Origin of the sequence: Sandaracinobacteroides sayramensis, from assembly GCF_022014495.1 — a bacterium.
GTDB lineage: Bacteria > Pseudomonadota > Alphaproteobacteria > Sphingomonadales > Sphingomonadaceae > Sandaracinobacteroides > Sandaracinobacteroides sayramense.
The window spans coordinates 119,844-143,776 of the sequence record NZ_JAKLSQ010000003.1; the positions used below are offsets into that span (position 1 = coordinate 119,844).

At 63.7% G+C, this 23,933-nt stretch carries 23 protein-coding genes and 1 pseudogene; 14 read left to right on the forward strand and 10 right to left on the reverse strand.

Going from position 1 to position 23,933, the window contains the following annotated elements; translation table 11 throughout:
* The first annotated feature begins 21 nt into the window (after positions 1–21).
* On the forward strand, positions 22–996 hold the full coding sequence (locus L6Q21_RS03440; protein ID WP_237829122.1) for an NADPH:quinone oxidoreductase family protein: 975 nt from the start codon (positions 22–24) through the stop codon (positions 994–996).
* Positions 997–1,036: 40 nt separating this feature from the next.
* Here the strand turns inward: L6Q21_RS03440 and pgsA are convergent, their stop codons facing one another.
* A complete protein-coding gene (gene pgsA, locus L6Q21_RS03445; RefSeq protein WP_418895796.1) occupies positions 1,037–1,612 on the reverse strand; it encodes a CDP-diacylglycerol--glycerol-3-phosphate 3-phosphatidyltransferase in 576 nt (191 codons plus the stop codon).
* A gap of 53 nt (positions 1,613–1,665) precedes the next feature.
* On the opposite strand from pgsA, the gene L6Q21_RS03450 reads away from it, so the two are divergent.
* The 4 genes from L6Q21_RS03450 to L6Q21_RS03465 all read left to right on the forward strand — a co-directional run bounded on the left by L6Q21_RS03450 (position 1,666) and on the right by L6Q21_RS03465 (position 4,680).
* Positions 1,666–2,337 (forward strand): nitroreductase, encoded by a 672-nt coding sequence (locus L6Q21_RS03450; protein ID WP_237829123.1) that lies wholly within the window; start codon positions 1,666–1,668, stop codon positions 2,335–2,337.
* 260 nt (positions 2,338–2,597) lie between these two features.
* Entirely contained in the window at positions 2,598–3,116 is a 519-nt protein-coding gene (locus tag L6Q21_RS03455; protein WP_237829124.1) for a PEPxxWA-CTERM sorting domain-containing protein, read from the forward strand.
* 174 nt (positions 3,117–3,290) lie between these two features.
* Complete coding sequence (gene lipA / locus L6Q21_RS03460; protein WP_237829125.1) at positions 3,291–4,232, forward strand: lipoyl synthase; 942 nt, start codon at positions 3,291–3,293, stop codon at positions 4,230–4,232.
* A complete protein-coding gene (locus tag L6Q21_RS03465; RefSeq protein ID WP_237829126.1) occupies positions 4,219–4,680 on the forward strand; it encodes a type II toxin-antitoxin system RatA family toxin in 462 nt (153 codons plus the stop codon). Before lipA ends, L6Q21_RS03465 begins: the two co-directional genes overlap by 14 nt.
* Here L6Q21_RS03465 and L6Q21_RS03470 read toward each other — a convergent pair.
* Together L6Q21_RS03470 and L6Q21_RS03475 are read right to left on the reverse strand one after the other, a co-directional pair.
* Positions 4,641–5,135: a CinA family protein gene (locus L6Q21_RS03470; protein WP_237829128.1), complete on the reverse strand. Its 495-nt coding sequence runs from the start codon at positions 5,133–5,135 to the stop codon at positions 4,641–4,643. The genes L6Q21_RS03465 and L6Q21_RS03470 overlap by 40 nt on opposite strands.
* A 3-nt stretch (positions 5,136–5,138) precedes the next feature.
* On the reverse strand, positions 5,139–6,302 hold the full coding sequence (locus tag L6Q21_RS03475; protein ID WP_237829129.1) for a bifunctional 2-C-methyl-D-erythritol 4-phosphate cytidylyltransferase/2-C-methyl-D-erythritol 2,4-cyclodiphosphate synthase: 1,164 nt from the start codon (positions 6,300–6,302) through the stop codon (positions 5,139–5,141).
* A gap of 77 nt (positions 6,303–6,379) precedes the next feature.
* On the opposite strand from L6Q21_RS03475, the gene dusB reads away from it, so the two are divergent.
* The 7 genes and pseudogenes from dusB to hflX all read left to right on the forward strand — a co-directional run bounded on the left by dusB (position 6,380) and on the right by hflX (position 15,491).
* Positions 6,380–7,408, forward strand: a complete 1,029-nt coding sequence (gene dusB / locus L6Q21_RS03480) for a tRNA dihydrouridine synthase DusB (protein ID WP_237829131.1) — start codon at positions 6,380–6,382, stop codon at positions 7,406–7,408.
* 59 nt (positions 7,409–7,467) lie between these two features.
* Positions 7,468–8,493: a two-component system sensor histidine kinase NtrB gene (locus L6Q21_RS03485; protein ID WP_237829133.1), complete on the forward strand. Its 1,026-nt coding sequence runs from the start codon at positions 7,468–7,470 to the stop codon at positions 8,491–8,493.
* Complete coding sequence (gene ntrC, locus L6Q21_RS03490) at positions 8,490–9,956, forward strand: nitrogen regulation protein NR(I) (RefSeq protein ID WP_237829135.1); 1,467 nt, start codon at positions 8,490–8,492, stop codon at positions 9,954–9,956. Before L6Q21_RS03485 ends, ntrC begins: the two co-directional genes overlap by 4 nt.
* 98 nt (positions 9,957–10,054) lie before the next feature.
* Positions 10,055–12,328 carry a sensor histidine kinase NtrY-like gene (locus tag L6Q21_RS03495; protein ID WP_237829136.1) on the forward strand — a complete coding sequence of 758 codons (2,274 nt, stop codon included), beginning with the start codon at positions 10,055–10,057 and terminating at the stop codon, positions 12,326–12,328.
* The gene (gene ntrX, locus L6Q21_RS03500) at positions 12,329–13,717 is read left to right on the forward strand and encodes a nitrogen assimilation response regulator NtrX (protein ID WP_237829138.1); all 1,389 of its coding nucleotides are present in this window, start codon (positions 12,329–12,331) and stop codon (positions 13,715–13,717) included.
* Between the two features lie 128 nt (positions 13,718–13,845).
* Positions 13,846–14,103 (forward strand): annotated as a pseudogene (gene hfq, locus L6Q21_RS03505) (RNA chaperone Hfq); the annotation flags it as partial.
* Between the two features lie 140 nt (positions 14,104–14,243).
* Positions 14,244–15,491 (forward strand): GTPase HflX, encoded by a 1,248-nt coding sequence (gene hflX, locus L6Q21_RS03510; protein WP_237829316.1) that lies wholly within the window; start codon positions 14,244–14,246, stop codon positions 15,489–15,491.
* Positions 15,492–15,494: 3 nt separating this feature from the next.
* Here hflX and mazG read toward each other — a convergent pair whose 3' ends face one another.
* Positions 15,495–16,262: a nucleoside triphosphate pyrophosphohydrolase gene (gene mazG, locus L6Q21_RS03515; protein WP_237829142.1), complete on the reverse strand. Its 768-nt coding sequence runs from the start codon at positions 16,260–16,262 to the stop codon at positions 15,495–15,497.
* A gap of 77 nt (positions 16,263–16,339) precedes the next feature.
* Positions 16,340–16,762: a nuclear transport factor 2 family protein gene (locus L6Q21_RS03520; protein ID WP_237829143.1), complete on the reverse strand. Its 423-nt coding sequence runs from the start codon at positions 16,760–16,762 to the stop codon at positions 16,340–16,342.
* A 235-nt stretch (positions 16,763–16,997) separates the two neighbouring features.
* On the opposite strand from L6Q21_RS03520, the gene L6Q21_RS03525 reads away from it, so the two are divergent.
* A complete protein-coding gene (locus tag L6Q21_RS03525; protein ID WP_237829144.1) occupies positions 16,998–18,398 on the forward strand; it encodes an amino acid permease in 1,401 nt (466 codons plus the stop codon).
* A gap of 5 nt (positions 18,399–18,403) precedes the next feature.
* Here L6Q21_RS03525 and L6Q21_RS03530 read toward each other — a convergent pair whose 3' ends face one another.
* Genes L6Q21_RS03530 through L6Q21_RS03540 form a run of 3 tightly spaced genes read right to left on the reverse strand, consistent with a single transcriptional unit; the run spans position 18,404 to position 20,114 of the window.
* The gene (locus L6Q21_RS03530; RefSeq protein WP_237829145.1) at positions 18,404–18,571 is read right to left on the reverse strand and encodes a hypothetical protein; all 168 of its coding nucleotides are present in this window, start codon (positions 18,569–18,571) and stop codon (positions 18,404–18,406) included.
* Positions 18,568–19,326: an MBL fold metallo-hydrolase gene (locus L6Q21_RS03535; protein ID WP_237829146.1), complete on the reverse strand. Its 759-nt coding sequence runs from the start codon at positions 19,324–19,326 to the stop codon at positions 18,568–18,570. Before L6Q21_RS03535 ends, L6Q21_RS03530 begins: the two co-directional genes overlap by 4 nt.
* A gap of 2 nt (positions 19,327–19,328) precedes the next feature.
* Positions 19,329–20,114: a TatD family hydrolase gene (locus tag L6Q21_RS03540; RefSeq protein ID WP_237829147.1), complete on the reverse strand. Its 786-nt coding sequence runs from the start codon at positions 20,112–20,114 to the stop codon at positions 19,329–19,331.
* 88 nt (positions 20,115–20,202) lie between these two features.
* Here L6Q21_RS03540 and nhaA point away from each other — a divergent pair, with 88 nt between their 5' ends.
* Positions 20,203–21,411, forward strand: coding sequence for a Na+/H+ antiporter NhaA (gene nhaA / locus L6Q21_RS03545; protein ID WP_237829148.1), 1,209 nt, complete (start codon positions 20,203–20,205; stop codon positions 21,409–21,411).
* Here nhaA and metG read toward each other — a convergent pair.
* Positions 21,405–22,943, reverse strand: coding sequence for a methionine--tRNA ligase (gene metG, locus L6Q21_RS03550; protein WP_237829150.1), 1,539 nt, complete (start codon positions 22,941–22,943; stop codon positions 21,405–21,407). The two genes, nhaA and metG, sit on opposite strands and share 7 nt — an antisense overlap.
* Positions 22,940–23,872, reverse strand: coding sequence for a DNA polymerase III subunit delta' (locus L6Q21_RS03555; RefSeq protein WP_237829151.1), 933 nt, complete (start codon positions 23,870–23,872; stop codon positions 22,940–22,942). The genes metG and L6Q21_RS03555 overlap by 4 nt, the downstream gene beginning before the upstream one ends.
* Between the last annotated feature and the right edge of the window lie 61 nt (positions 23,873–23,933).

The window sequence follows — 23,933 nt, forward strand, 5'->3', positions numbered from 1 at the left end:
ACTGGAGCGAGGGAGCAATTGATGAAAGCGTTGGTTTGTGTGGAGCACGGCCCACCCGAGAAGCTGGTGGTGCAGGACCTGCCTTCGCCGGAACCCGGCAAGGGCGAAGTGCGGATTGCGATGAAGGCCGCGGGGGTGAATTTCCCGGACGCGCTGATCATCCAGAATCTCTACCAGTTCAAGCCGTCGCTTCCCTTCTCTCCCGGCGGCGAGGCCGCCGGTGTGGTCGATGCGGTGGGCGAAGGCGTCACCCGCTTCAAGGTGGGGGACAAGGTGATTGCCATGCTGGGCAATGGCGCCTTCCGCGAGCAGTTCCTGGCCGACGAATCGCGGGTGATGCCGATCGAGGGCGACATGGCCTTCGACACGGCGGCGGGTTTCACCATGACCTATGGCACCTCGCACCACGCCCTGAAGCAGCGGGCGCGGCTGCAGCCGGGCGAAACCCTGCTGGTGCTGGGGGCGGCGGGCGGAGTCGGCCTTGCGGCGGTGGAACTGGGCAAGCTGATGGGCGCGCGGGTGATTGCCGCCGCCTCGTCCGACGAGAAGCTGGCCCTCTGCCGCGAATATGGGGCGGACGAGACCATCAACTACTCCCAAGAGGATTTGAAGGAGCGGGTGAAGGAATTGACCAACGGCAAGGGCGTGGACGTGATCTACGACCCCGTGGGCGACAAATATGCCGAGCCCGCTTTCCGTTCCATCGGCTGGAACGGCCGCTATCTGGTCGTCGGTTTCGCCGCCGGCGAGATCCCCAGGCTTCCGCTCAACTTGCCGCTCATCAAGGGCGCTTCCATCGTCGGTGTTTTCTGGGGTGCCTTCACCGTTCACGAACGCAAGCTGCATCAGGAAAATATGCGCGAGCTGATCGGCTGGTTCGGCGAAGGCAAGCTGAAGCCGCATATTTCCGCCCATTTCCCGCTGGAACGCGGCGCGGAGGCAATTCGCCTGCTGATGGACCGGCAGGCCAAGGGCAAGGTGATCATCACCGCCTGACCGGGAACAGGCCCGCCGCGCCTGCGGCGGGCAACCGCTTTCAGCCCGGACTTTCGTCCGTCATATGCTTCAGCCCGACGCGCAGATAATCCCAGCCGGTCACGAGGGTCAGCAGGCCGGCCAGCCAGAGCGTGACGATGCCGACGATGTGCGAGGGGAGGGCGGGCCACCAATGCGCGCTGGCAGGGGCCAGAATCAGCGCGCCAAGCGACACCATCTGGAATGTCGTCTTCCATTTCGCCAGTTGCGAGACCGGCAGAGAGACCCGCGCGGTCGCCAGAAACTCCCGCAGGCCGGAAACGGTGATCTCGCGCAGGATGATCACCAATGCGGGGATCGTGTGCCAGCCCTGGATCTGGCCGTTGTGGATCAGCATCACGATGACCGCGGCCACCATGATCTTGTCGGCGATCGGATCGAGGAAGATGCCGAGCTTCGAAACCGTGCCCTGCGCCCGTGCCAGATAGCCGTCGATGTAATCGGTGAGCCCCGCGACACAGTAAAGGACGAAGGCTGCGGTATAGCCCACCCAGCTTGGCTTCCACATCAGGATAACGAACAGAGGAACCGCCAGAATTCGGCTCAACGTCAACAGATTGGGGAGGCTGGACAGCATGGGCCTTCCTTAGGCAATCGTCGCGTCGCAAACAACTGTCAGGGGAAGCCTGGATGAATATCTCGGAAGCGGTCGCCAGCCGCCGGTCGGTTCGCGGATTCCTGCCGACTCCGGTGGACGCCGCCGTTATCCGCCGGGTGGTGGAGAAAGCCGCACGCGCGCCTTCCGGCGGCAATGTCCAGCCCTGGCATATCGATGTGGTGGGGGGAGCGCGGCTGGAGGAACTGAAGTCCATCATGGCGCGGCGCGTGCTGGAGGCGCCCAAGGGGGAAGCGACGGACTATGATATTTATCCGAAGCAGTTACCCAGCCCTTATCGCGATTACCGCTTCCAATTGGGAGAGCAGCTCTACGGCAGCCTCGGCATCCCGCGCGAGGACAAGGCAGCCCGGCTGATGTGGTTCGCCCGCAACTTCCAGTTCTTCGGCGCGCCGCTCGCGCTGTTCTGCACGGTGGCGCGGACGATGGGGCCGCCGCAATGGTCGGATCTCGGCATGTATCTGCAAACGTTGATGTTGCTGCTCAGGGAAGAGGGGCTGGACAGTTGCGCCCAGGAATGCTGGGCGATCTATCCGGAAACCATCACCCGCTTCCTGGAAACGCCCGCCACCCGGATGCTGTTCTGCGGCATGGCGATCGGCCATGCGGACGAGGGCGACAAGGCCAACCAGTTTCGGGCGGAACGGGCCGAACTGGAAGCATTTGCGACATTTCATGGAATATGAAGCAATGTCGGAACTTTTTGTTGAAAAGGCATGTCCAGATTCGAAAAGAATATGCTCTTTGACAGAATAATGTAATAATGTTGCAACATATTCATCTTGCCTTGGCAAGGCAGGCTGTGACGTAAAGCCGCATTTTCAACATGTCCGTTGACAATTTCCCCGTCTCCTTCTACCTGCGCCTCCAGGGTTCGTGCAGGTCATTATTCCGGGCTTGATCTGCGCCTTTGCTTCGAGTCGCTCGGGAGGTTCAGGAGGATTTCATGAATTTCCGTATGCTGTTCGGTGCCTTGGCTGGCGCTGGCCTTCTCTCTGCCGCCCCGGCTTCGGCCGTCGTGGTTTTCGAACTGAAGAATGTGACGCTTCAGGATGGCGGCCAGCTCACCGGCACGATCACCACGAGCGACGATCTGAACACGCTGGTCGGGCTGGAGATCACGTCCACTTCGAACCACAACTGGCCCTACGGCAATTTCATCGGCCGCACCTACAACTTCGCCGATATTCTGCCCGGGTTCGTGTGGAACACGGCCCAGGGCCTGCAAGCGTGGTTCGCCGGCCCGACCGCCCGGCTCGACATTTTCTTCGCCCAGCCGCTGACCCTAGCTGGCGCCGATCTGGCCGTGAGCGCCAATGAATGGCAGCAGGCCGCCGGTGCGCGCGCGGTGGTGTCCGGCTCGCTCGGCGTCGTTCCCGAGCCGGCCGCCTGGGCGATGATGATCGCGGGCTTCGGCCTTGTCGGCGCCTCGATGCGCCGCCGCCGGGCGATCGTCGCCAACTGATCGTGGGGGCGCGCTGGTCCGCCAGCGTGTTTTCCGCCTGAACATGCGCCGCAGCCCTTCGGGACTGCGGCGCATTTTCTATTTCCGTGCAACCGCAATGTGCGGAGTCTCGCAGGCTGCCATGCGCCATCGCAAGCGTTGCCGGGGCAGGCCTAACAGCTTATGTGCTCGTGGATGACAGACGCTTCCTCGACCTCCGCCCAAACTGTCCGCGCCCGCAAGCCGGATTGGCTGCGCGTGCGGGCGCCGACGTCGCAAGGCTTTGCCGAGACGCGGAAGCTGATGCGGCGCCTCAACCTCAACACCGTGTGCGAGGAGGCCGCTTGCCCGAACATCGGGGAATGCTGGCAGCAAAGCCATGCCACCGTGATGATCCTGGGCGACACCTGCACCCGCGCCTGCGCCTTCTGCAATGTGAAGACAGGAATGCCTGGCAAGGTGGATCCGCTGGAGCCGGTGCATGTTGCGGAAGCTGCGGCCGAACTGGGGCTGAAGCATATCGTCATCACCTCGGTCGACCGGGACGATCTGCCGGATGGTGGGGCCACCCAGTTCGTTCGCGTGATCGAGGAACTGCGCAAGCGCACGCCCAGCACCACGATCGAGATACTGACGCCTGACTTCCGCAACAAGGCTTCCGAAGCGGTCGCCCGCATCGTCGACGCCCGGCCGGACGTCTACAACCATAATCTGGAAACCGTCCCCAGGCTTTACCCCACCATTCGCCCCGGCGCGCGCTATTATCACTCGCTGCGGCTGCTGGAACAGGTGAAGCGGCTGGATCCGACCATCTTCACCAAATCCGGGCTGATGGTGGGCCTGGGCGAAGAGCGCAATGAAATGCACCAGGTGATGGACGACATGCGCTCGGCCGATGTCGATTTCCTGACCATCGGCCAGTATCTGCAGCCGACTCCGCGCCACACCAAGGTGATGGAGTTCGTCGAGCCCAAAGCTTTTGCCGGCTATGCCGCCATCGGCCGCGCGAAGGGTTTCCTGCTGGTCGCTTCCAGCCCGCTGACCCGTTCCAGCTACCATGCCGGAGACGATTTCGCCAAGCTGCAGCAGGCCCGCAATGCCCAGCATGGAAGGGCAGGGGCGCTTGCCAAGGCATAGTGAAACCCGTCATCTGCCCTGGACGCCTGAGGAGCTTTTCGACCTCGTCGCCGATGTGCGCCGCTACCCGGAGTTCCTGCCCTGGGTGGCGGCCGTCCGTATCCGGTCGAGCGAGCCGGGGCTGCTGGTGGCGGATATGGCGGTCGGGTTCAAATCGCTGAAGGAGACCTTCACCAGCCGGGTGAATCTGGACCGCCCCTATTCGATCGAGGTGGATTATATTTCAGGCCCGCTGAAACGCCTGCACAACGACTGGCGCTTTCAAGCCGCCGAAAAGGGCGGCACCAATCTGGAATTCCATGTGGATTTCGAATTCAAATCCAAGATTTTTGAAAAACTTGCGGGCGCTTTCTTCCACGAAGCTTTCAAGCACATGGTGGCCAGTTTCGAAACCCGGGCCGCGAAGCTCTATGGCAGCAGGAGCCTGAGCGCCACCAGCGCCGCTTGACGGCGGATTTCAGCTCGCCCCAGGTCGCCGAAATGGTGCGTGTCGGCCACCATCGGGCCTTTCGCTTCGTCTTTCAAGGCACGGGCAAAAACCACTGTTCCGACAGGTTTTTTCTCTGTTCCGCCACCCGGGCCGGCAATTCCCGAGATCGCCACCGTCACATCGGCGCCGCTGCGGCTGAGGGCGCCCTGCGCCATGGCCCAGGCGGTCGCTTCGGATACGGCGCCCAATGTTGCCAATATATCCTCCGAAACGCCGAGCATCTCGATCTTCGCTTCGTTGGAATAGGTAACGTAGGCCCGGTCCAGCACGTCGGATGCGTTGGGGATCTCGGTCAGGGCAGCCGCGACGAGACCGCCGGTGCAGCTTTCCGCAGTCGAGATTCGGCGGCCGGCGATGCGGTTTTTCTCAACGACTTCTTTTGCAAGATCAGTGAGTTCTTTATCGAAATTCATTTTTTAGTTCCAGGATGGAAGGCGAATGGTCGCCAGGGCCTGGGCGGCGATGCCCTCGCGCCGGCCGGTGAAGCCCAGGCCTTCGCTTGTGGTCGCTTTCACGCTTAGCCGGGGGGCATGCGCTTCCAGAATGCCGGCCAGACGCTGCAGCATCGCCGGGCGATGCGGGCTCACCTTGGGGGCTTCGCAGATCAGGGTCACATCGCAATGCAAGATACGCCCACCGGCTTTCGCTACCAGTTCGGCCGCATGCGCGAGGAAGCGATCGGAACTGGCGCCCTTCCACTTCGGGTCGGTGGGGGGGAAATGCGTTCCGATATCGCCATCGCACAGCGCGCCCAGAATGGCGTCGGTCAAGGCGTGCAGTCCCACATCGGCGTCGCTATGGCCGACAAGCCCGGCGCTGTGCGGCACCTGAATTCCGCACAGCCACACATGGTCCCCGGGCCCGAAGCGATGCACGTCATAACCTGAACCGGTCAGCGTCGCCCAGTCGAGCAGGCGCTCGGCGGTTTCGAAATCTTGCGGCAAGGTCACTTTCATCGCCCGTTCGTCACCCTCGACCATGCGGACAGGATGGCCTGCCGACCGCAGCACTTCCGCATCGTCCGTCGCCCCGTCCGCCACCCGCGCATGTGCGGCGCTGATGAGCGCATAGTCGAAACCCTGGGGGGTTTGCACCCGCCATAAGCCGTCGCGCGCCACTTCGCCATTTATAAAGCCATCCCCCTTGCGCAAACTGTCCACCACGGGGAGCGCGGGGCAGGCGCCCGGGGCTTGGGACAGGCCGTCCAGAACACGGTCGATCAGCTCGCCGGAAAGCAATGGGCGGGCGGCATCATGGATCAGCACCTGTTGGGGGAAGGCGCCTTCAAGCTGCGCCAGCCCACGCTTTACCGATTCCTGTCTGGAGCCACCGCCGACGCCAATCGAGATCGGCAAGCCTTCGAGTAATGCGGCCGCCCGCGCCTCCTCGCCTTCCGCCACGACGATGTGAATGGCGCCTATACGCGCATGCCGAACGAAAGCCTCGGCAGACCAGCGCAGCAGCGGCTTGCCAGCCAACAGCCGATATTGTTTCGGCACCTCTCCACCGGCGCGAACGCTGCGGCCTGCCGCAACGATCAGGGCGGCGGTCGAAGAGGCTTCAGGGTCACTGGCAGTCATTGCGCCGCCATAGGCGCTTCGCCTCTTGCCGAAAAGGGGGCCTTCGCTTATGTGCGTGCCTCTTTTTTGGGCAGAACATGGCAAAGCTTCCTCCTCTCAGCATCGGGCCGGTGACCGTGGAATCACCGGTGATCCTCGCGCCGATGACCGGCGTGACGGATCGACCGTTTCGCACGCTGGTGAAACGCTTCGGCGCCGGGCTGACCGTGACGGAGATGATCGCTTCCGAAGCGATGGTGCGCGAAACCCGCCAATCGCTGCAGAAGGCAGCCTGGGATCCGAGCGAAGAGCCGGTTTCCATGCAACTCGCCGGATGCGAGCCGCGGGTGATGGCCGAAGCGGCCAAGCTGAACGAACAGCGCGGCGCGGCGATCATCGACATCAACATGGGTTGCCCGGTAAAGAAGATCGTGAACGGTCAGGCCGGTTCTCACCTGATGCGCGATCTTAAGCTTGCGGCACAATTAATTGATTCTACGGTAAAGGCTGTTTCGGTTCCGGTCACATTGAAGATGCGAATGGGCTGGTGCCACGAAAGCCTGAACGCGCCCGAACTCGCACGAATCGCCGAGGATCTGGGCGTGAAACTGCTGACCGTCCATGGCCGCACCCGCAACCAGATGTATTCGGGAACGGCGGACTGGGCCTTCGTGGCGCAAGTAAAACAGGCTGTTTCGCTTCCCGTCATCGTGAATGGCGACATCTGCTCTCCTGCCGATGCGCGCGAGGCCCTTCGCCAGTCCGGCGCGGACGGGGTGATGGTGGGGCGTGGCGCTTACGGCAAGCCATGGCTGTTGGGGCAGGTGATGGCGGAACTGGCCGGCGGCGAGGTTGCCGAAACACCATCGCTCGCCGCCCAGCGCGACCTGGTGCTGGAGCATTATGAGGAAATGCTTGCGCTTTACGGCCGGGAGCATGGTGTTGGCATCGCCCGCAAGCATCTTGGCTGGTATACCAAGGGATTGCCGGCATCTGCTGAGTTTCGAAATAAAGTTAACATGATTGGCGATGCCGAGCGGGTGCTCGAAATGCTGGGCGCCTTCTACGCTGATCAATTGGATCGCGCGGCAGGCTCGACCACAACAGCGCTCGATCGGGCGGCATGAAACCTCGCCCGGCGACGCTTCCGCACCCTGCGGACATCTGGAATGCGTTGCCGGCCCCGATGCTTTTGCTGGCGCCGGAAGGGCGGGTGGCGCTTGCCAACTCCGCATCGGAGACCTTCCTCAACGTCAGCCAGCCGGTTCTGGTCGAGAAAGGCTGGGAGGGGCTGTTTCCCGACGACAGCCCGCTTCGCTCGCTGGTGGCCGAAGCGCGGGCCAGTCGCACGGACATTGCCGCTTATGATCTGCTGATCGAATTCATCGGCGGAAGACGCGTAAGGGCGGATGTACTGATCGGCCGCTTGCCGGACAGGGAAGGGTGGCTTGCGCTCAGCTTCCAGCCGCGCGCCGTCACCTCGCTGGTGGATCGGCAGATGGGCCAGCAGGGGGCGGCCCGCTCGGCGGTCGGGGTGGCGGCGATGCTTGCGCATGAAATCAAGAATCCGCTTTCCGGCATTCGCGGCGCGGCGCAGCTCCTGTCGGAATCGCTCGACGAGGACGGGCAGGAATTGACGGGGCTCATCATCTCTGAAGTCGATCGGGTTCGCGCCCTCATCGACCGGATGGAGGGCTTCACAGACACCCGCCCCCCGCAACTGCAACGGGAGAACATCCACGCCATCCTGGGCCATGTGCGCCGCCTCGCGGAAGCTGGATTTGGGAAAAACATAGCTTTCAAAGAAAGATATGATCCATCCTTGCCACTACTTCTGGGAAACCGGGATGCGCTGGTGCAAGCGTTCCTCAACCTGCTGAAGAATGCCGTCGAAGCCTCGCCGCCGGGTGGAGCGGTCACTTTGACAACGGCTTACCGGCAAGGCTTGCGGGTTCGCGCGCAAGGCACCGGCGCGCGCGTGTCGCTGCCGCTGGAAGTCTGCGTGATCGACGAAGGGGAGGGGGCTCCACCAGCCATTGCCGACCATCTGTTCGAGCCATTTGTCAGCGCCCGGCGCGAAGGCACAGGGCTGGGGCTTGCCCTGGTGGCCAAGGTGGTGGGGGATCATGGCGGGATCGTCGAATATGATCGGCGCGAGGGCCAGACATTGCTGCGCGTTCTTCTCCCGCTGGCGCCCGAGATGGCGCAATGAGCCGGACGGGAACAGTGATCGTTGTGGACGACGATGCGGGCATTCGCACCGTCGTCCGCCAGGCCTTGCAGCGCGCGGGGCACAGCGTCCGGACGACGGACACCGCAGCCGGCTTGTGGAAGCTGATCGAGGAAGGGGTGGGCGACGTGCTGGTCACCGACGTCCGCCTGCCGGATGCGAATGGCCTCGACATGATCCCATTGGTGACCGCCCGCCGCCCCGGTTTACCGGTGATCGTGATGAGCGCGCAGAACACCCTTTCCACGGCCGTGCGCGCGACGGAACAGGGCGCCTTCGATTATCTGCCAAAGCCATTCGATCTCAATGAACTGACAAGAACTGTTCAGAGCGCGATTGAAAATATTTCCGAAACCACGCAAGCCGATCCCCATGAGGAGGAAACCGAGCCGCTGCCGATGATCGGGCGTTCGGCGGCCATGCAGGAAGTCTATCGCACGCTGGCCCGCGTCGTGCCCACGGACCTGACGGTGATGGTGCTGGGCGAAAGCGGAACCGGCAAGGAACTTGTGGCGCGCGCGCTCCACGATCTCGGGCCCCGCCGCACCGGCCCCTTCGTCGCCATCAACATGGGCGCCGTTCCGCGCGAATTGATCGAGACGGAATTGTTCGGCCACGAACGGGGGGCCTTCACCGGAGCCGCCGCCCGCTCCTCCGGTCGTTTCGAGCAGGCGCAGGGCGGCACCTTGTTCCTGGACGAGATCGGCGACATGCCGATGGACGCGCAGACACGCCTGCTGCGGGTGCTGCAGTCTGGCGAATTCACCACCGTTGGCGGCACGCGGGCGCTGAAGGCCGATGTGCGGATCGTGGTGGCGACGCACAAGGATCTGCCGCGCCTGATCGATGCCGGCCTGTTCCGGGAAGACCTTTACTACCGGCTGAACGTGGTGCCGATCCGCCTTCCGCCTCTGCGGGCGCGTAGGGAGGATATTCCGGAACTGGCCCGGCATTTTCTGGATCGGGCCTCGGCCGAGGGCTTGCCGCGCAAGCTGCTGGATAGCGGGGCGACCGCCTGGCTGATGGAGCGGAACTGGCCTGGCAACGTCCGCGAACTGGAGAACGCCATGCGTCGCCTGGCGGCGCTTGCCCGCGACGAGGTGGTGACAGCGGGTGTCGCCGAACTCTGGATCGCGCGCGCCGACGGCGGGGCGGGGGAAGGACCTGCCGCGCCCGGGCGCAGCCACGCGCTGCCTCTGGAGACATCGCTGGAAGCGCTGGTTGGCGAATGGTTGCAACGGCATGTGGCGCAGTTGCCGGAACTGCCGGAAGATGGGCTTTATGACCGATTGCTGGCGGAGTTCGAGCGGCCGCTTCTGGAAACGGCGATGCTGCTCACGCGGGGCAACCAGTTGAAGGCGGCCAAATTGCTGGGCGTCAATCGCAACACGCTGCGCAAGATGCTGGCGGAGCGGGGGGTGGAGACAGCTACCGGACGGCGCTGAGCCGGTTTTCTGCTGCGGCAGCCAGAGTCACCCATAGGTCACGCTGTGCCCGGATATGTGTTTCTTTGGCAACGCATCTCTGCTAGTCATTCCCTAGCATGATCACGTCTGCCGGATCCCTGGGCCAGCGCGCAGCCGTTCGTTTCCGTCTCGCGCGCCGGCGATTTGGTCGCTGGGCCGCTACGCCCGGCCAATCTGCGGGGCTGGAGATCGCCTTCGCGGCCGTGGCGCTGCTGGTTGGCCTTTCCTCCTACGCATTCCTTACCGGGCAGCGCGCACCCGCCGAGGGTTTTTCGCCCTCTCTGGTGGCGCTGCTTCTGGTGGCGAACCTGCTGCCGCTTCTGGCGCTGCTGTTCCTGATCGGCCGGCGCGTGGCCATCCTGATCGGCAATCGGCGGGCCGGCAGGGCGGGGGCGCAATTGCACGTCCGCCTGGTCGCGCTGTTCGCCGCATTGGCGGCCGCGCCTACGATCCTTGTCGTCATTTTCGCGGCCTTGCTGTTCCAGTTCGGCGTGCAATTCTGGTTCTCGGACCGGGCGAAGACCGTGCTCGACAACGCCGACCGCGTGGCACAAGCCTATGTGGACGAGAATACGTCGCGGATTCTGGACGACATCGTCGCCATGGGGCGCGATATCTCGAAATATTCCGCCGACTATGGCGTATCTTCCAGCATGTTCCGCGAGGGGCTGGAGTTTCAGGTGGCGGCGCGCAACCTTTCGGAAGCCGCCGTGTTCCAGACACGGGAGGAAGGCCCCGCCATCCTCGTTGCCGCCAGCCTGGACGAACCCCTGACCCCCGCCCGCGTGGCGGCCTTGAACGTGACGGGTATCCGGCCAGGCGAGGCGCGAGCCATTGCCTCCGCCAAGGACCGGGTCGAAGCGATCGTTCGCCTGCAGACCACGGAACCCATTTTCGTCTACACCAGCCGCAAGGTGGAGCCGCGGGTTCTGGAGCAGGTCGCCCGCACGCAGGCGGCCATCAGCGACTATAAGGCGCTGACCGAGCGTTCGCGCGCCATGCAGTGGCGCTTCAACCTGATCCTGATCGTCGTATCGTTGCTGGTGGTGGCAGCCGCCGTCTGGTTCGCCATTCTGCTGGCGACGCGCATCGTCGAACCGATCGGCGAACTGGCCGAAGCCGCCGAACGGGTGGGGAAGGGGGATTTGAACGCGCGGGTCAACCCGCAAGGCACTGGCGATGAAATTGGCGCACTTGCCCGTAGTTTCAACAGGATGACGGCACAACTTAAAGCACAGCAACAGGCTTTGATCGGGGCGAACACACAGTCCGAGATGCGCCGGCGTTTCATGGAGGCGGTGCTGTCCGGAGTCTCGGCCGGCGTGCTTTCCATTGATGCGCAAGGGGTGATCCGGCTGGCGAACGCCAGCGCCGAAGCGCTTCTCGATTGCGGGCCACAAGGTCTGATCGGCCGGTCGATCGGGGAAGTCGTGCCCGAGTTCGCCGAGCTGCTGGATACGGCGCGAACGGAAGGGATCGCCGCCGCTGAAATCAGCCGGCTGCGGCCGCATGGGCGCAGCGGCACCGAAACGCAGACGCTGGCGGTTCGCCTGACGGCGGACGCAGGGCAGGCGCGCAACTATATCCTGACCTTCGACGATATTTCGCAGCAACTGGCGGACCAGCGCCGGGCCGCCTGGTCCGACGTGGCGCGGCGGATCGCGCATGAAATCAAGAATCCGCTGACCCCGATCATCCTTTCGGCGGAGCGGCTGAAGCGCCGCTTCGGGCCGGAGATCGGGCAAGGGAAGGACGTGTTCGACGAACTGACCGACACCATCGTGCGCCAGGTAGGCGATCTGCGCCGGATGGTGGACGAGTTTTCGGCCTTCGCGCGGATGCCGGCGCCGACCTTCCATGAGGAATCACTGGCGGAAATCGCCCGCCAGGCGATTTTCCTGGCGGAGGTGGCCACCCCCCATGTGCGCTTTCAGCTGCATGTGCCGGAAACCCTCCCGCCGTTCGTCTGCGATCGGCGGCAGATCGGCCAGGCTTTCACGAATCTGCTGAAAAATGCGTCGGAAGCCATTGTTTTAAAATCTGATCACTCCAAGGGCGAAGTCGATCTCACCATCCGATTGGATGGGAATGCGCTGGTCGTGGAAATCGCCGACACCGGCTGCGGAATCCCGCCCGAACTGCGCGAACGGCTGTTCGAACCCTATGTCACGACGCGCCAGCGCGGCACCGGGCTCGGCCTCGCCATCGTGAAACGCATCGTCGAGGACCATCACGGCCGGCTCGAAATCTCCAACCGGGATGAAGGGGGCGCGCTTGCCCGGATGGAATTCGACCTTGCCGCCAATCGCGCCCTTATTCCAACCCCCGAACCCGAACAGGTGACCAGCTAGATGCCGCTCGACATTCTCGTCGTCGATGACGAAGCCGATATTCGTTCCCTGATCGCCGGGGTGCTGGAAGACGAGGGCTATCGCCCCCGAACCGCCGCCGACAGCGATGCCACGCTGGCAGCACTGGCCGAACGGCGTCCGTCGCTGTTGATCCTGGACATCTGGCTGCAGGGCTCGAAGCTGGACGGGCTCGAACTTCTGGATGTGGTCAAGGAGAAGGATCCCGGGCTTCCGGTCCTCATCATTTCCGGCCACGGCAATCTCGACACCGCTGTGGCTGCGATCAAGCGGGGCGCCTGGGATTTCATCGAAAAGCCGTTCCAGGCCGACCAGTTGCTGATGGCGGTCGCCCGGGCGACCGAGACGGAGCGGTTGCGGCGCGAGGTGGACGAACTGCGCAATCTGGCCGGGCTGGAGAATGAGCTCACCGGGTCCAGCCAGGCCATCAACGCCGTGCGGGCGACCATCAAGCGGGTCGGGGCGACTGGAAGCCGCGTGCTCATCCAGGGGCCGGCGGGTTCCGGCAAGGAGGTGGCGGCGCGCCTGCTGCACCGCTGGTCCGGCCGGGCGGATCGCCCCTTCGTCGTGGTGGCGGCGGCGCGGATGGAGCCGGACCGGGTCGAGGAGGAATTGTTCGGGGAAGAGCAGGGCGGCGAGCTGATCCGGCCCGGCCTGCTGGAAGTGGCCGATGGCGGCACGCTGTTCATCGACGAAGTCGCCGACATGCCGTTGACGACACAGGCCAAAATTCTCCGTGTGCTGACGGACCAGAGCTTTCAGCGCGTTGGCGGCACAAGGTCGATCAAGGTCGATGTCCGTGTGGTGTCGGCGACCGCGCGCGATCTGGCGGCCGAAATCCAGACCGGACGTTTCCGCGAGGATCTCTATTATCGCCTGAATGTCGTGCCCGTGCGCCTGCCGGCCCTTGCCGAGCGGCGGGAGGATATTCCGCATCTCGCGGAATATTTCCTGGCCCGGCTCGCGAACGAACGGCGGGTGAAGACTCCGGCGATCAGCGAGGAAGCGGTGGCGGCGCTTCAGGCCTATACATGGCCCGGCAATGTGCGGCAGCTTCGGAACATCGTGGAGCGCACGCTGATCCTGGCGCCCGCCAACGCCATGGAGCGCATCGACCTGGAGCAGCTTCCCCCGGAACTGACGGCGGAACCGGCGCGCCTCCTGCCGGACCAGGCGGCGCGTTCCATCATGGGCACGCCGCTGAGGGAAGCGCGCGAGGCCTTCGAGCGCGAGTATCTGAAAGTCCAGATTCGCCGTTTTTCCGGCAATATCAGCCGGACCGCCGCCTTTATCGGCATGGAGCGCTCGGCGCTGCACAGAAAGTTGAAGGCGCTGGGAATTTCCGAGCATGACCGCGATGAAATCGAATGAGCCCCGGTTGTGCGAATGCCTCTGGCCGACTAAATAGCGGCTGAGCGCATCAGGGATGCGATGGCCGACGCCGGGCAACGGCGCGGGTGCGGGCGCCACTGCCCGCCAAGACCGAAAGAAGGCAACGGATGGCCGAGAAGGCGAAGGCGAACGACAAGGCGAACAATTTGCAGGATGTGTTCCTGAATGCCGTTCGCAAGCAGAAGATTCCCGTGACGATGTTCCTGGTGAACGGGGTCAAGCTTCAGGGTGTCATCACCTGGTTCGACAATTTTTCGGTCCTGCTTCGCCGGGATGGCCATTCGCAACTTGTCTACAAGCATGCGATCTCGACCGTGATGCCGGCCGCGCCGGTGCAATTGTTCGATCCTGAGCGGACGGACGAGGAAGTTTGATCGAAACGACTGGCCCCACCGCCGGGGTTGAATTTCGCGGAACGGATTCCGCGATTGGTATCGACCGGCGCGGGTTCGACCAGGCGCTGGGCACCAGCTTCGGCGCCCCGGCCGTCGTCATTCATCCGGTGATGCCGGGCCGGGCGGTCGGCTCCGCCCGCTCCCCCGAGGCGCGGCTGGAGGAGATCGTCGGCCTCGCGGCGGCGATCCGTCTCGATGTGCGCGATTCCATCCTGTTTCGCCTGCGAACCCTGTCTCCCTCGACATTGCTGGGCAAAGGCCAACTCGAGCGCCTGTCCGCCGCGGTGCAGGCGCATGAAGCGGAGGTGGTGGTGGTCGATGCCGCCATCACGCCCATCCAGCAGAAGAATCTGGAAAAGGCGCTGAAGGCGAAAGTGATCGACCGGACGGGCCTGATCCTGGAAATCTTCGGCGAAAGGGCGGCGACTGCCGAAGGGCGGTTGCAGGTGGAACTGGCGCATCTGGAATATCAGGCCGGGCGCCTCGTGCGGAGCTGGACCCACCTCGAGCGGCAGCGCGGCGGCTTCGGCTTTCTGGGCGGCCCTGGCGAAACGCAGATCGAAACCGACCGGCGGTTGCTGCGCGACCGGATTTCGCGGCTGAAGAAGGAACTGGAATCCGTCCGGCGCACGCGAACCCTGCATCGCGCCCGCCGGCAGCGCGCGCCCAGCCCGGTGGTCGCGCTGGTGGGCTACACCAATGCCGGGAAATCCACTCTGTTCAACCGCTTGACCGGAGCGGAGGTGATGGCGAAGGATTTGCTGTTTGCCACCCTCGACCCGACCATGCGGGCCATCCACCTGCCGGGCTCGACTCCGGGCGGGAACAAGGTGATTCTCTCCGACACGGTGGGGTTCATCTCCGATCTGCCGACGGAACTGGTCGCCGCCTTTCGCGCCACGCTGGAAGAAGTGATGGAGGCGGACCTTCTGGTGCATGTCCGCGACCTTTCCCACCCCGACAGTGAGGCACAGGCCGCGGATGTCGAGCAGGTTCTCGCCTCCCTGGGCGTGCTGGAAGGGGAGGGCAGGATTCCGATGATCGAGGCCCTGAACAAGGCCGATCGCCTGGATCCCGAAACGCATGAGGCCGCGATCGAGCGGGCCGCCCGCGACCCGGATGTAGTGCTGGTGTCGGCGCTTACAGGGCAGGGGATGGAAGCGCTGAAGGCGCTGGTGGCCGACCGGCTGCAAGGGCCGGGCGAAGTGCATGAGGTGGAACTGCATCCGTCGGATGGCCGTCGCCTCGCCTGGCTGCATGCCAATGGCGAAGTGATCGAACAGCGCGAGAAGGGCGGGCAGATACAGGTGAAGGTCCGCCTGACGCCCGATTCCGAACGCCGTTTTCAGGCGCTCTGAATGCTATAAGCGCTTGGAACTCTGCCAAAGCGCCTCTTGTTCGGACAAGGATAATTTCGAAAAATCAGGTTCTTTTTCGATTTTTCTAAATCGTTGTTCGAACTTTCTGTTGGCAGCCCTCAGCACAGCTTCCGGGTCCACCCCCAGTTTGCGGACATAGTTTGCGGCGGCGAACAACAGATCCCCGGCTTCTTCCTCCAGATCGGCAGGGGTTTCGGCCTGCGCCACTTCCTCCAGCTCTTCATGGATTTTGGCAAGCGGGCCACTCGGGTCGGGCCAATCGAAACCTGTGCGGGCCGCGCGATTCGCCAGCTTTTCGGCGCGTGTCAGGGCAGGGAGGGTTAGTGCGATTCCGTCTAGAACGGAATCCCTAGGTTTTTCCGCTGCCTTGATCGATTCCCAGTTCGCTTTCACCTCTTCGGCGCAGAGCGGGATGCTGGAGCGGAAGATATGCGGGTGGCGCCGCTCCATCTTGTCGCAAATCCCACGCCCTACATCGGCCAATGTGAAATGCCCGGCTTCGGCCGCCATTTGCGCATGGAATACCACCTGCAGCAGAAGGTCGCCCAGTTCTTCGCACAGATCGGCCATATCCTGGCGGGCGATCGCATCGGCCACCTCATGCGCTTCTTCAAGCGTATAGGGGGCGATGCTCGCGAAATCCTGGGCGCGATCCCATTCGCAGCCATCAGGGCCACGCAGCCGCTCCATGATGTCTGCAAGCCGGCCGAATTCGGCGAGCGCCTGGCTCTTGTCCTTGTCTGCCATCATCTTTCATCCTTCCGACCGGGGCGAACGGGATGTCCGCCATATCCGCCGGAAGCGCGAACGGAAACAGGGAAGGGCGATCAGCCGCCGGCGTCAGGACGCGCGGAGGCCTCCAATTGCGCCGCCATCAGTTGATGCAGAAGGTTGATGGCTTTCAACGGCCGCACCATTATCTTGAAATGGGTTATAAGCCCTTCGGAATCAAAGCTGATCATATCAACGCCGTTGATCGCGATGCCCTGAATTTCAGTCGTGAATTCCAGGATCGCGCCATTCTCGTTCAGCCATTCGCCGACATAGGCAAAGCCATCGCCGCCCAGCACCTTCTCGGCGCTGGCCAGATATTTGAACGCTATCTCCCGCCCGCGCTGCGGCGTGTGGACGACCGGGCTTTCAAACACGACATCCGGATGCAGCAAATCCCAAAGGACCTGCCTGTCGTGGTTCCGGATAAAGTCATGCCAGTGCCGAACATGGGCGCTCGTTTTCGATGTATCGCTCATCGGGAGACGATAGCGAAAGGGGAAGGCGGTGAGGACTGGCAAAGAGGATGGCTGTCTTCGCTTACCTTTAATCCGATAATCTATATTATGTTAATAAACATATTCCAGAAACGGATTTGGCTGCCCCCTGTTGGTGCTGGCCCATGGCATGCGCTACATCTTCCAGGATGCACTATCTGCAACGCTCCCATTGCCGCCAGAAGCAAAGCGATCCGAGCGCGATGAGGAGAAGTAAATGAGCTGGAACCGCCGCAAGGCCATCGATTCGGTTGCAGATGTGGCGGAACACCACAAGCTGACTCCTACCCTCGGCTGGCCGCACCTCGTCGCGCTGGGCGTCGGGGCGATCGTCGGCACCGGTATCCTGACGCTGATCGGCGTCGGAGCCGACAAGGCCGGGCCAGCGGTGATCCTTTCCTTCGCGATCGCCGGGCTGATCTGCGCCTGCGCGGCGCTTTGCTATGCCGAGATGGCAGTGATGATCCCCGCTTCCGGCAGCGCCTACACCTACAGCTATGTCGTCATCGGCGAGCTTTTCGCCTGGGTGATCGGCTGGAGCCTCATTCTGGAATATAGTCTGGTCGTCAGCGCCGTCGCGGTGGGCTGGTCGGGCTATGCCGCGCCGCTGCTGGGAGCCATGTTCGGGGCATCGATGGACTGGATGCAGGCCCCCGAACTGGGCGGCATCGCGAATCTGCCGGCCATCGCCATCATCATCGTGGTCGCCGGCCTGCTGCTGGTGGGAACCCGCGAAAGCGCGACGCTCAACGCGCTTCTGGTGATCGTGAAGATCGTGGCGCTGCTGGTGTTCGTGGCGGTCGCCCTGCCCGCATTCGATTCGCAGAATCTCAGCCCCTTCATGCCGTTCGGCTTCGGCAAGGCCATCGATGCCGGTGGCGCCGAACGCGGCGTGATGGCGGCAGCCGCCATTATCTTCTTTGCTTTCTATGGCTTCGATGCGATCGCCACGGCCGCGGAGGAAACCAGGAATCCAGGCCGCAACCTTCCGCTTGGAATCGTCGGCTCGATGATCGCCTGCATCCTCATCTACATGGTCGTCGCGGCGGTCGCGGTGGGCGCCCTTCCCTTCAGCAGCTTCGCCAACAGCCCGGAGCCGCTGGCGCTGATCCTGCGGGAGCTTCAGAAGCCATGGGCCGCCACCTATCTTGCCGGCTCGGCCGTCGTGGCGCTCCCCACCGTCATCCTCGCCTTCCTTTACGGCCAAAGCCGGATCTTCTTCGTGATGGCACGCGATCGTCTGCTGCCGCAGGGGCTGGCGAAAGTCTCCAGCCGTGGAACACCCGTGCGCATCACCCTCTTCACCGCCACCATCGTCGGCCTGATCGCCGGCTTTTTCCCGCTCGCCGAAATCGCCGCGCTGGCGAACGCCGGAACCCTCGCAGCCTTCGTGGCGGTTGCCGTCTGCATGCTGATCATGCGCCGCCGCGCGCCGGACATGCCACGTCTGTTCCGGACACCGGCCGCCCCTCTGGTGGGGGGCGTGGCGATCATCGGCTGCCTCTATCTGTTCTTCAGCCTGCCCAGCAGCACGCAGCTTTACTTCCTGCTCTGGAATCTCATCGGAATCCTGATCTATCTGCTCTTCGGCCGGCGAAGAGCCAACCCTGCAGGCTGATCGGCTCAGGCAAATCCCAGCAAGCGCACGACAAGGAACAGGGCAACCAGGATAACCGCCCAGATGAGCGCCATGCGCAATAGGGTGCCAGACCCCATTGCCTGGAAACGGTTCCAGTTCAGCGCGAGCACCAGCGCCAGCGACGCCAGCACGGAAATCAGGGCCATGGTCATCCGCCGTCCTCCCAGATTCGCCCGTCCCATCCGGGCGAGACGCCGGCGGGCAATTCTTCGATCAGTTCCGCATGATCCATGCTCTGGTCCATATGCGTCAACCAGGCTTCCGCAGGTTTTGCCCGTTCGATCCATTGCAGCGTCTGCGCCAGATGGCTGTGCGTCGGGTGCGGAGCCCGGCGAAGCGCGTCGACAATCCACAAATCCAGATTCCGAAGATGTTGCCACGCCTCCTCGGGCAACTGGCTGACATCCGTGGAATAGGCGATCGCCCTGCCCCCGGCTTCGAAGCGGTAGCCCATGGAATGCACAGGCCCATGCTGCTGGAGAAACGGAGTCACGCGGATCTCGCCGAAGCGCATCTCCGACGTCAGGAGATGCGCTCGGGCCGTCGGTGGATAGCCGGCGCGGCCGGCAAAGACATAGGAGAAGCGCGTGCGCAGGCTCGCGCGAGTCGCCTGGTCCATGTAGCAGTCGATCTCCGCCCCCTTTGCGTGGAAGAGCGGCCTCAGATCGTCTATGCCATGGCAATGATCGGCATGGTCGTGGGTGTAGAGCACCGCCGTCAGCCAGCCGACACCCGCATCCAGCAACTGCTCGCGCAGGTCGGGGCCGGTATCCACCAGAAGACGCGTTTCGCCATGTTCCAGCAGAATGGACACGCGCCGGCGGCGGTTGCGGGGATTGGCGGGGTCGCAGCGGCCCCAATCTTCGCCGATGCGCGGAACGCCCGAAGACGTTCCGGAACCCAGCATGATCAGCCGCAATTTTCTGACATCTTGCTGAACAATTTCAATGTATTGTTAACAGTAATTGATTCCAAATCCTGATAATCCTCGCCTCGGAGGTCTGCCAGGAAGCGGGCGGTGTGCACCACATAACCCGGCTCGCAGGTCCGGCCCCGCATCGGCACCGGGGCGAGGAAAGGGGAATCCGTCTCCACCAGCAGCCGGTCCGCCGGGATCAGCCTTGCGGTCTCCTGAAGCGCCGCCGCATTTCGGAAGGTGACGATGCCCGAGATGGAGATATAGGCGCCAAGGGCCAGACAGGCCTCCGCCAGCCGCGTCGAGCCGGTGAAGCAGTGGATCACCATCGGGAAGGCGCCTTCCGCCATCTCCTCGCCCAGCATCTCGATGGTGTTGTCCTCCGCATCCCGCGTGTGGACGATCAGCGGCAGCTGCGTCTCGCGGCTGGCGGCTATGTGCGCGCGGAAGGAACGCCGCTGCCGCTCCCGGTCGGACTTGTCGTAATAATAGTCGAGCCCGGTCTCTCCGATGCCCACCACCTTGGGATGGCCTGCGGCAGCGACCAGGCGCGCCGTGTCGATATCGGGGTGCTGGTCCGCCTCATGCGGGTGTATTCCGACGGTCGCGAACACATTGCGGTGGCGCTCGGCGCCGGCGATCACCGCATCCCATTCGCGTTCCCGCGTCGAGATGGAAATCATCGCCCCGACACCCGCCTCATGGGCGCGGGCGATCACGGCCTCTTCATCCTCGACCAGGCCGGGGTAATTCAGGTGGCAATGGGAATCGATCAGCATCGGCGTCATTTGGCGCCATGGCCCTGCGGTTTCAATCCAGCACTGTCCGGGGGTTCACAATTGCGCGTTGCGCAGGCAAGGAAAGGCCATGCTCCAGATGCTGAAGAAAGTGCCGTCCGAGGCATGGCCCGGAATCGTCCTCCTCTTGTCGGCGACAGTCTCCATGTTCCTGGCGAATTCGGCCTGGGCGCCGATGCAGAGCGGCTTGCTGAAAAGCGTCGGCACCGTCAGCTTCCACGATATCACCATCTCCATGACGCTGACGGAATGGGTGAAGAATCTGCTGATGGCGGTGTTCTTCTTCTATGTCGGGCTGGAACTGAAGCGCGAGCTTCTGGAAGGCGCCCTTTCCAGCGCATCAACCGCGCTGATGCCGCTGATCGCCGCCATTGGCGGCGTTCTATGCCCTGCCCTCATCTATCTGTTCATGACGAACGGCACCGGCTTCGAGCATGGCTGGGCCATCCCGGCCGCGACCGATATTGCCTTTGCGCTGGGCGTGGTGGCGCTGCTCGGCAGCCGCGTTCCGCCGGCCATGAAGATATTCCTTCTGGCCGTCGCCGTCGTCGACGACCTGATCGCCATATTGGTGATCGCCTTCTTCTATTCCGACAGCCTGCACATGGGCTGGCTGGGCGGGGTGGCGCTGTTCTATCTGCCGATGCTGCTGCTGATGCGCCAGCGCAAGAACTGGCACGGCATGTATATGCTGCTGGCGATGCCCATGTGGGTCTGCATGCAGATGAGCGGGATCAACCCGACGATCGCCGGCGTGCTGGCGGCGCTCGCAATCCCGATGCGCAACGAGCGGGGGGAATCCCTGCTGATCGAGCTGGAACACAAGCTCCGCCCCTATGTGCATTATGGGGTGATGCCGGCCTTCGCGCTTGCCAGCGCAGGAGCTGCGGTGGGCAGCGGCTTTGCGGCGGCGATCCAGCATCCGGTCAGCCTGGGCGCGGGGCTGGGCCTGGTTCTGGGCAAGCCGATCGGCATCACATTGGGCACGATACTGGCCGGCCTTTTGCTCCGGGCGAAGCTGCCCGGCAGCATTCCCTCCATCGTCGGCATCGGCTTCGTCGCGGGAATCGGCTTCACCATGAGCCTCTTCATCGGCAAGCTCGCCTTTGAGGGCGCGAAAGTGGAACTGGCTGTGAAGATGGGGGTTTACGGCGGTTCCCTACTGGCCGCGCTGATCGGGCTGGCCATCCTCGCTTATGTGCATCGCACGCCCGTGTCCGCCGGAACGGACGAGGCCGACATCTTCACCGGCGGTGGAGACGCCGGCCGCATTCACTGAGCGGCATCTTCCTCCGGCTCCATCCAGCGCGGGAATATGCCTTGTGGTCCAGGCAGTTGCGTGCCGGGTTTCAGACACTTTGCGAAGGCAGCGAAATCGCGATCCGTTTCCGCCACCGAAAGCTGATCCAGCAATCTGGCGGCGCTTTCCGGCATGGCGGGCTGCACCAGGATGGCGATGCGCCGAATGCACTCGGCGGCATGGTAGAGCACCACATCCGCCCGCGCCGGGTCGGTCTTGCGCAGAGACCAGGGCGCCATTTCGTTCAGATAGGCGTTCACATCCGATACCCGCGCCCAGATCGCATCCAGAGCGAGGTCGGGGCGGACGGCCGCATGCGCCGCCCTCGCCTCTTCCAGCATGGCTGAAACCTGCGTCACCAGCGCCTCGTCTTCGGGCAGGGCGGGGCCGTCGACGGGCACCTCGCCGTTGCAATTCTTGGCGATCATGCTGAGCGTGCGTTGCGCGAGATTCCCCAGATCATTGGCGAGATCGGCATTGATGCGGCGGGCGATGGCCTCATGGCTCCACTCTCCATCCTGCCCGAACTGGATGGCGCGCAGCAGATAGTAACGAAGCTGGTCGACGCCGAAACTGTCGGCAAGGCCCATCGGCTCGACGATGTTGCCAAGCGATTTGGACATCTTCGCGCCACGGTTCAGCACGAAGCCGTGGCCGAACACCTTGCCCGGAAGCGGCAGGCCAGCCGACATCAGGAAGGCCGGCCAGTAGATGGCGTGGAAGCGGACGACGTCCTTGCCGATCACATGCAGGTCGGCGGGCCATTTCGCTTCCCAGCCGGCGGCCGGCCAGCCGGACGGCGTCAGATAGTTGGTCAGCGCGTCCAGCCAGACATACATCACATGGTTGTCGGAGCCGGGCACGGGCACCCCCCAGTCGAAGCTGGTGCGGCTGATCGAAAGATCTTTCAATCCTCTTTCAACAAAAGCCCGCATCTCGTTCATTCTATTAGACGGCTGAACGAACTCCGGCTGGTCGGCATACAGCTTCAGAAGCGGCTCCTGAAAGCGGGAGAGGCGGAAGAACCAGCTTTCCTCCACCGTCCAGGAAACTTCCGTGCCGGTCGGCGCCAGCTTGGTGCCATCCTCGGCGACGACCAGATCCTCCTCGTCGTAATAGGCCTCGTCGCGAACGGAGTACCAACCCTCGTAGCGGTCGAGATAGATGTCGCCCGCTTCCTCCAGCTTCTTCCAGAGCGCCTGCACCACCTGCTTGTGGTCCGGATCGGTGGTGCGGATGAAGCGGTCGCGGCTGATGTTCAGCTTGTCGCACATGGCGACGAAATGCTGCACCATGGCGTCCACGAATGCCTGCGGAGTCACCCCTTCCTTGCGGGCGGCCTGAGCGATCTTCAGCCCATGCTCGTCGGTGCCGGTCATGAAATAGGTGTCCCGCCCATCCAGCCGGGCGAAGCGCGCCAGCCAGTCGGTGGCGATCACTTCATAGGCATGGCCGATGTGCGGCCGCCCATTGGGGTAGGAAATGGCGGTGGTGACGAAATAGCGGCTCATCGATTGTCCTGGATGCGGCCCGCGCGGGCCGTGATGTCGGCAAGGGCCATTGCCACCTGAGGGCGGTCATAGGCAAGGCGCACGGCGTCCCTGGCGAGCGCTTCCGCTTCCTCATAGAGCTGCAACAGCCGCGGATCCGGGTTCCGGCGCGCGGCGGCGGCCAGACGGCGGGGCACCAGCGCCAGCAGCGCGCGCAATTTCGGGATGGCGGCCTGCGGTTGCAGGCTGCGGGCGAGCGGCACCGCATCCCCACCGGCGGCGATTCGATCCAGCGTCTTTTCCAGCCCGGCGAGATCGGCTCCCGCCAGATCGGAAACCGCGCCCGGCGCCCCGCGCGCCAGCGTCACCAGCGGTTCCAGATCGGCGGCGGGCATGTCGGGGTTGGTCTGCTCCAGCACTTGCCGCACGTCCGCTTCCGGTAGTGGAAACAGCCGGATCATCCGGCAACGCGAACGGATGGTCGGCAGCAGCCGGGCCGGGGCATGGCTTACCAGCAGATAGATGGTTTGTTGACGTGGCTCCTCAAGTTCTTTCAGGAACGCATTGGATGTATTGATATTCATATCGTCGATGGAGTCGACGATCAGTGTCCGCCAGCGGGCGATAGCGGGATAGCTGTGCAGAAAGTCCGAAAGCTCGCGCACCTGGTCGACCACGATCGAGGCGGTGGCGCTGCCCTTCCCTTCCTCCGGCGGCGCCAGCAGCCGATGGTCTGGGTGGGAACCCGCCGCCACCAGCGACGCCGCCGGATCGTCCGCCGGCGTGTCGCCGGGCCCGGGGCTGCCGGAAAGCAGCTTCAGCGCCGCCCAGTCCGCAAAGGCGCGTTTGCCGACCCCCTTCGGGCCGGCGATCAGCCAGGCGTGGTGCATCCGCCCGCGCTGCAGCGCATCCAGAAAGGCTTCGCGGGGCTGTCGATGGCCGATAAGCATTGGGCGGGGGTGGCATCCCCTGCCCGGCCATGCAAGCGCGAGTTTTCCTTTGCTGTCCGGC

What these genes read in the sequence shown, in the direction of transcription:
- L6Q21_RS03440 (WP_237829122.1), top strand. Translation starts at nt 22, where the DNA reads ATGAAAGCGTTGGTTTGTGTGGAGCACGGCCCACCCGAGAAGCTGGTG.
- pgsA (WP_418895796.1), bottom strand. Translation starts at nt 1,612, where the DNA reads ATGCTGTCCAGCCTCCCCAATCTGTTGACGTTGAGCCGAATTCTGGCG.
- L6Q21_RS03450 (WP_237829123.1), top strand. Translation starts at nt 1,666, where the DNA reads ATGAATATCTCGGAAGCGGTCGCCAGCCGCCGGTCGGTTCGCGGATTC.
- L6Q21_RS03455 (WP_237829124.1), top strand. Translation starts at nt 2,598, where the DNA reads ATGAATTTCCGTATGCTGTTCGGTGCCTTGGCTGGCGCTGGCCTTCTC.
- lipA (WP_237829125.1), top strand. Translation starts at nt 3,291, where the DNA reads ATGACAGACGCTTCCTCGACCTCCGCCCAAACTGTCCGCGCCCGCAAG.
- L6Q21_RS03470 (WP_237829128.1), bottom strand. Translation starts at nt 5,135, where the DNA reads ATGAATTTCGATAAAGAACTCACTGATCTTGCAAAAGAAGTCGTTGAG.
- L6Q21_RS03475 (WP_237829129.1), bottom strand. Translation starts at nt 6,302, where the DNA reads ATGACTGCCAGTGACCCTGAAGCCTCTTCGACCGCCGCCCTGATCGTT.
- dusB (WP_237829131.1), top strand. Translation starts at nt 6,380, where the DNA reads ATGGCAAAGCTTCCTCCTCTCAGCATCGGGCCGGTGACCGTGGAATCA.
- L6Q21_RS03485 (WP_237829133.1), top strand. Translation starts at nt 7,468, where the DNA reads ATGCTTTTGCTGGCGCCGGAAGGGCGGGTGGCGCTTGCCAACTCCGCA.
- ntrC (WP_237829135.1), top strand. Translation starts at nt 8,490, where the DNA reads ATGAGCCGGACGGGAACAGTGATCGTTGTGGACGACGATGCGGGCATT.
- L6Q21_RS03495 (WP_237829136.1), top strand. Translation starts at nt 10,055, where the DNA reads ATGATCACGTCTGCCGGATCCCTGGGCCAGCGCGCAGCCGTTCGTTTC.
- ntrX (WP_237829138.1), top strand. Translation starts at nt 12,329, where the DNA reads ATGCCGCTCGACATTCTCGTCGTCGATGACGAAGCCGATATTCGTTCC.
- hflX (WP_237829316.1), top strand. Translation starts at nt 14,244, where the DNA reads ATGCCGGGCCGGGCGGTCGGCTCCGCCCGCTCCCCCGAGGCGCGGCTG.
- mazG (WP_237829142.1), bottom strand. Translation starts at nt 16,262, where the DNA reads ATGATGGCAGACAAGGACAAGAGCCAGGCGCTCGCCGAATTCGGCCGG.
- L6Q21_RS03520 (WP_237829143.1), bottom strand. Translation starts at nt 16,762, where the DNA reads ATGAGCGATACATCGAAAACGAGCGCCCATGTTCGGCACTGGCATGAC.
- L6Q21_RS03525 (WP_237829144.1), top strand. Translation starts at nt 16,998, where the DNA reads ATGAGCTGGAACCGCCGCAAGGCCATCGATTCGGTTGCAGATGTGGCG.
- L6Q21_RS03530 (WP_237829145.1), bottom strand. Translation starts at nt 18,571, where the DNA reads ATGACCATGGCCCTGATTTCCGTGCTGGCGTCGCTGGCGCTGGTGCTC.
- L6Q21_RS03535 (WP_237829146.1), bottom strand. Translation starts at nt 19,326, where the DNA reads ATGCTGGGTTCCGGAACGTCTTCGGGCGTTCCGCGCATCGGCGAAGAT.
- L6Q21_RS03540 (WP_237829147.1), bottom strand. Translation starts at nt 20,114, where the DNA reads ATGCTGATCGATTCCCATTGCCACCTGAATTACCCCGGCCTGGTCGAG.
- nhaA (WP_237829148.1), top strand. Translation starts at nt 20,203, where the DNA reads ATGCTCCAGATGCTGAAGAAAGTGCCGTCCGAGGCATGGCCCGGAATC.
- metG (WP_237829150.1), bottom strand. Translation starts at nt 22,943, where the DNA reads ATGAGCCGCTATTTCGTCACCACCGCCATTTCCTACCCCAATGGGCGG.
- L6Q21_RS03555 (WP_237829151.1), bottom strand. Translation starts at nt 23,872, where the DNA reads ATGCTTATCGGCCATCGACAGCCCCGCGAAGCCTTTCTGGATGCGCTG.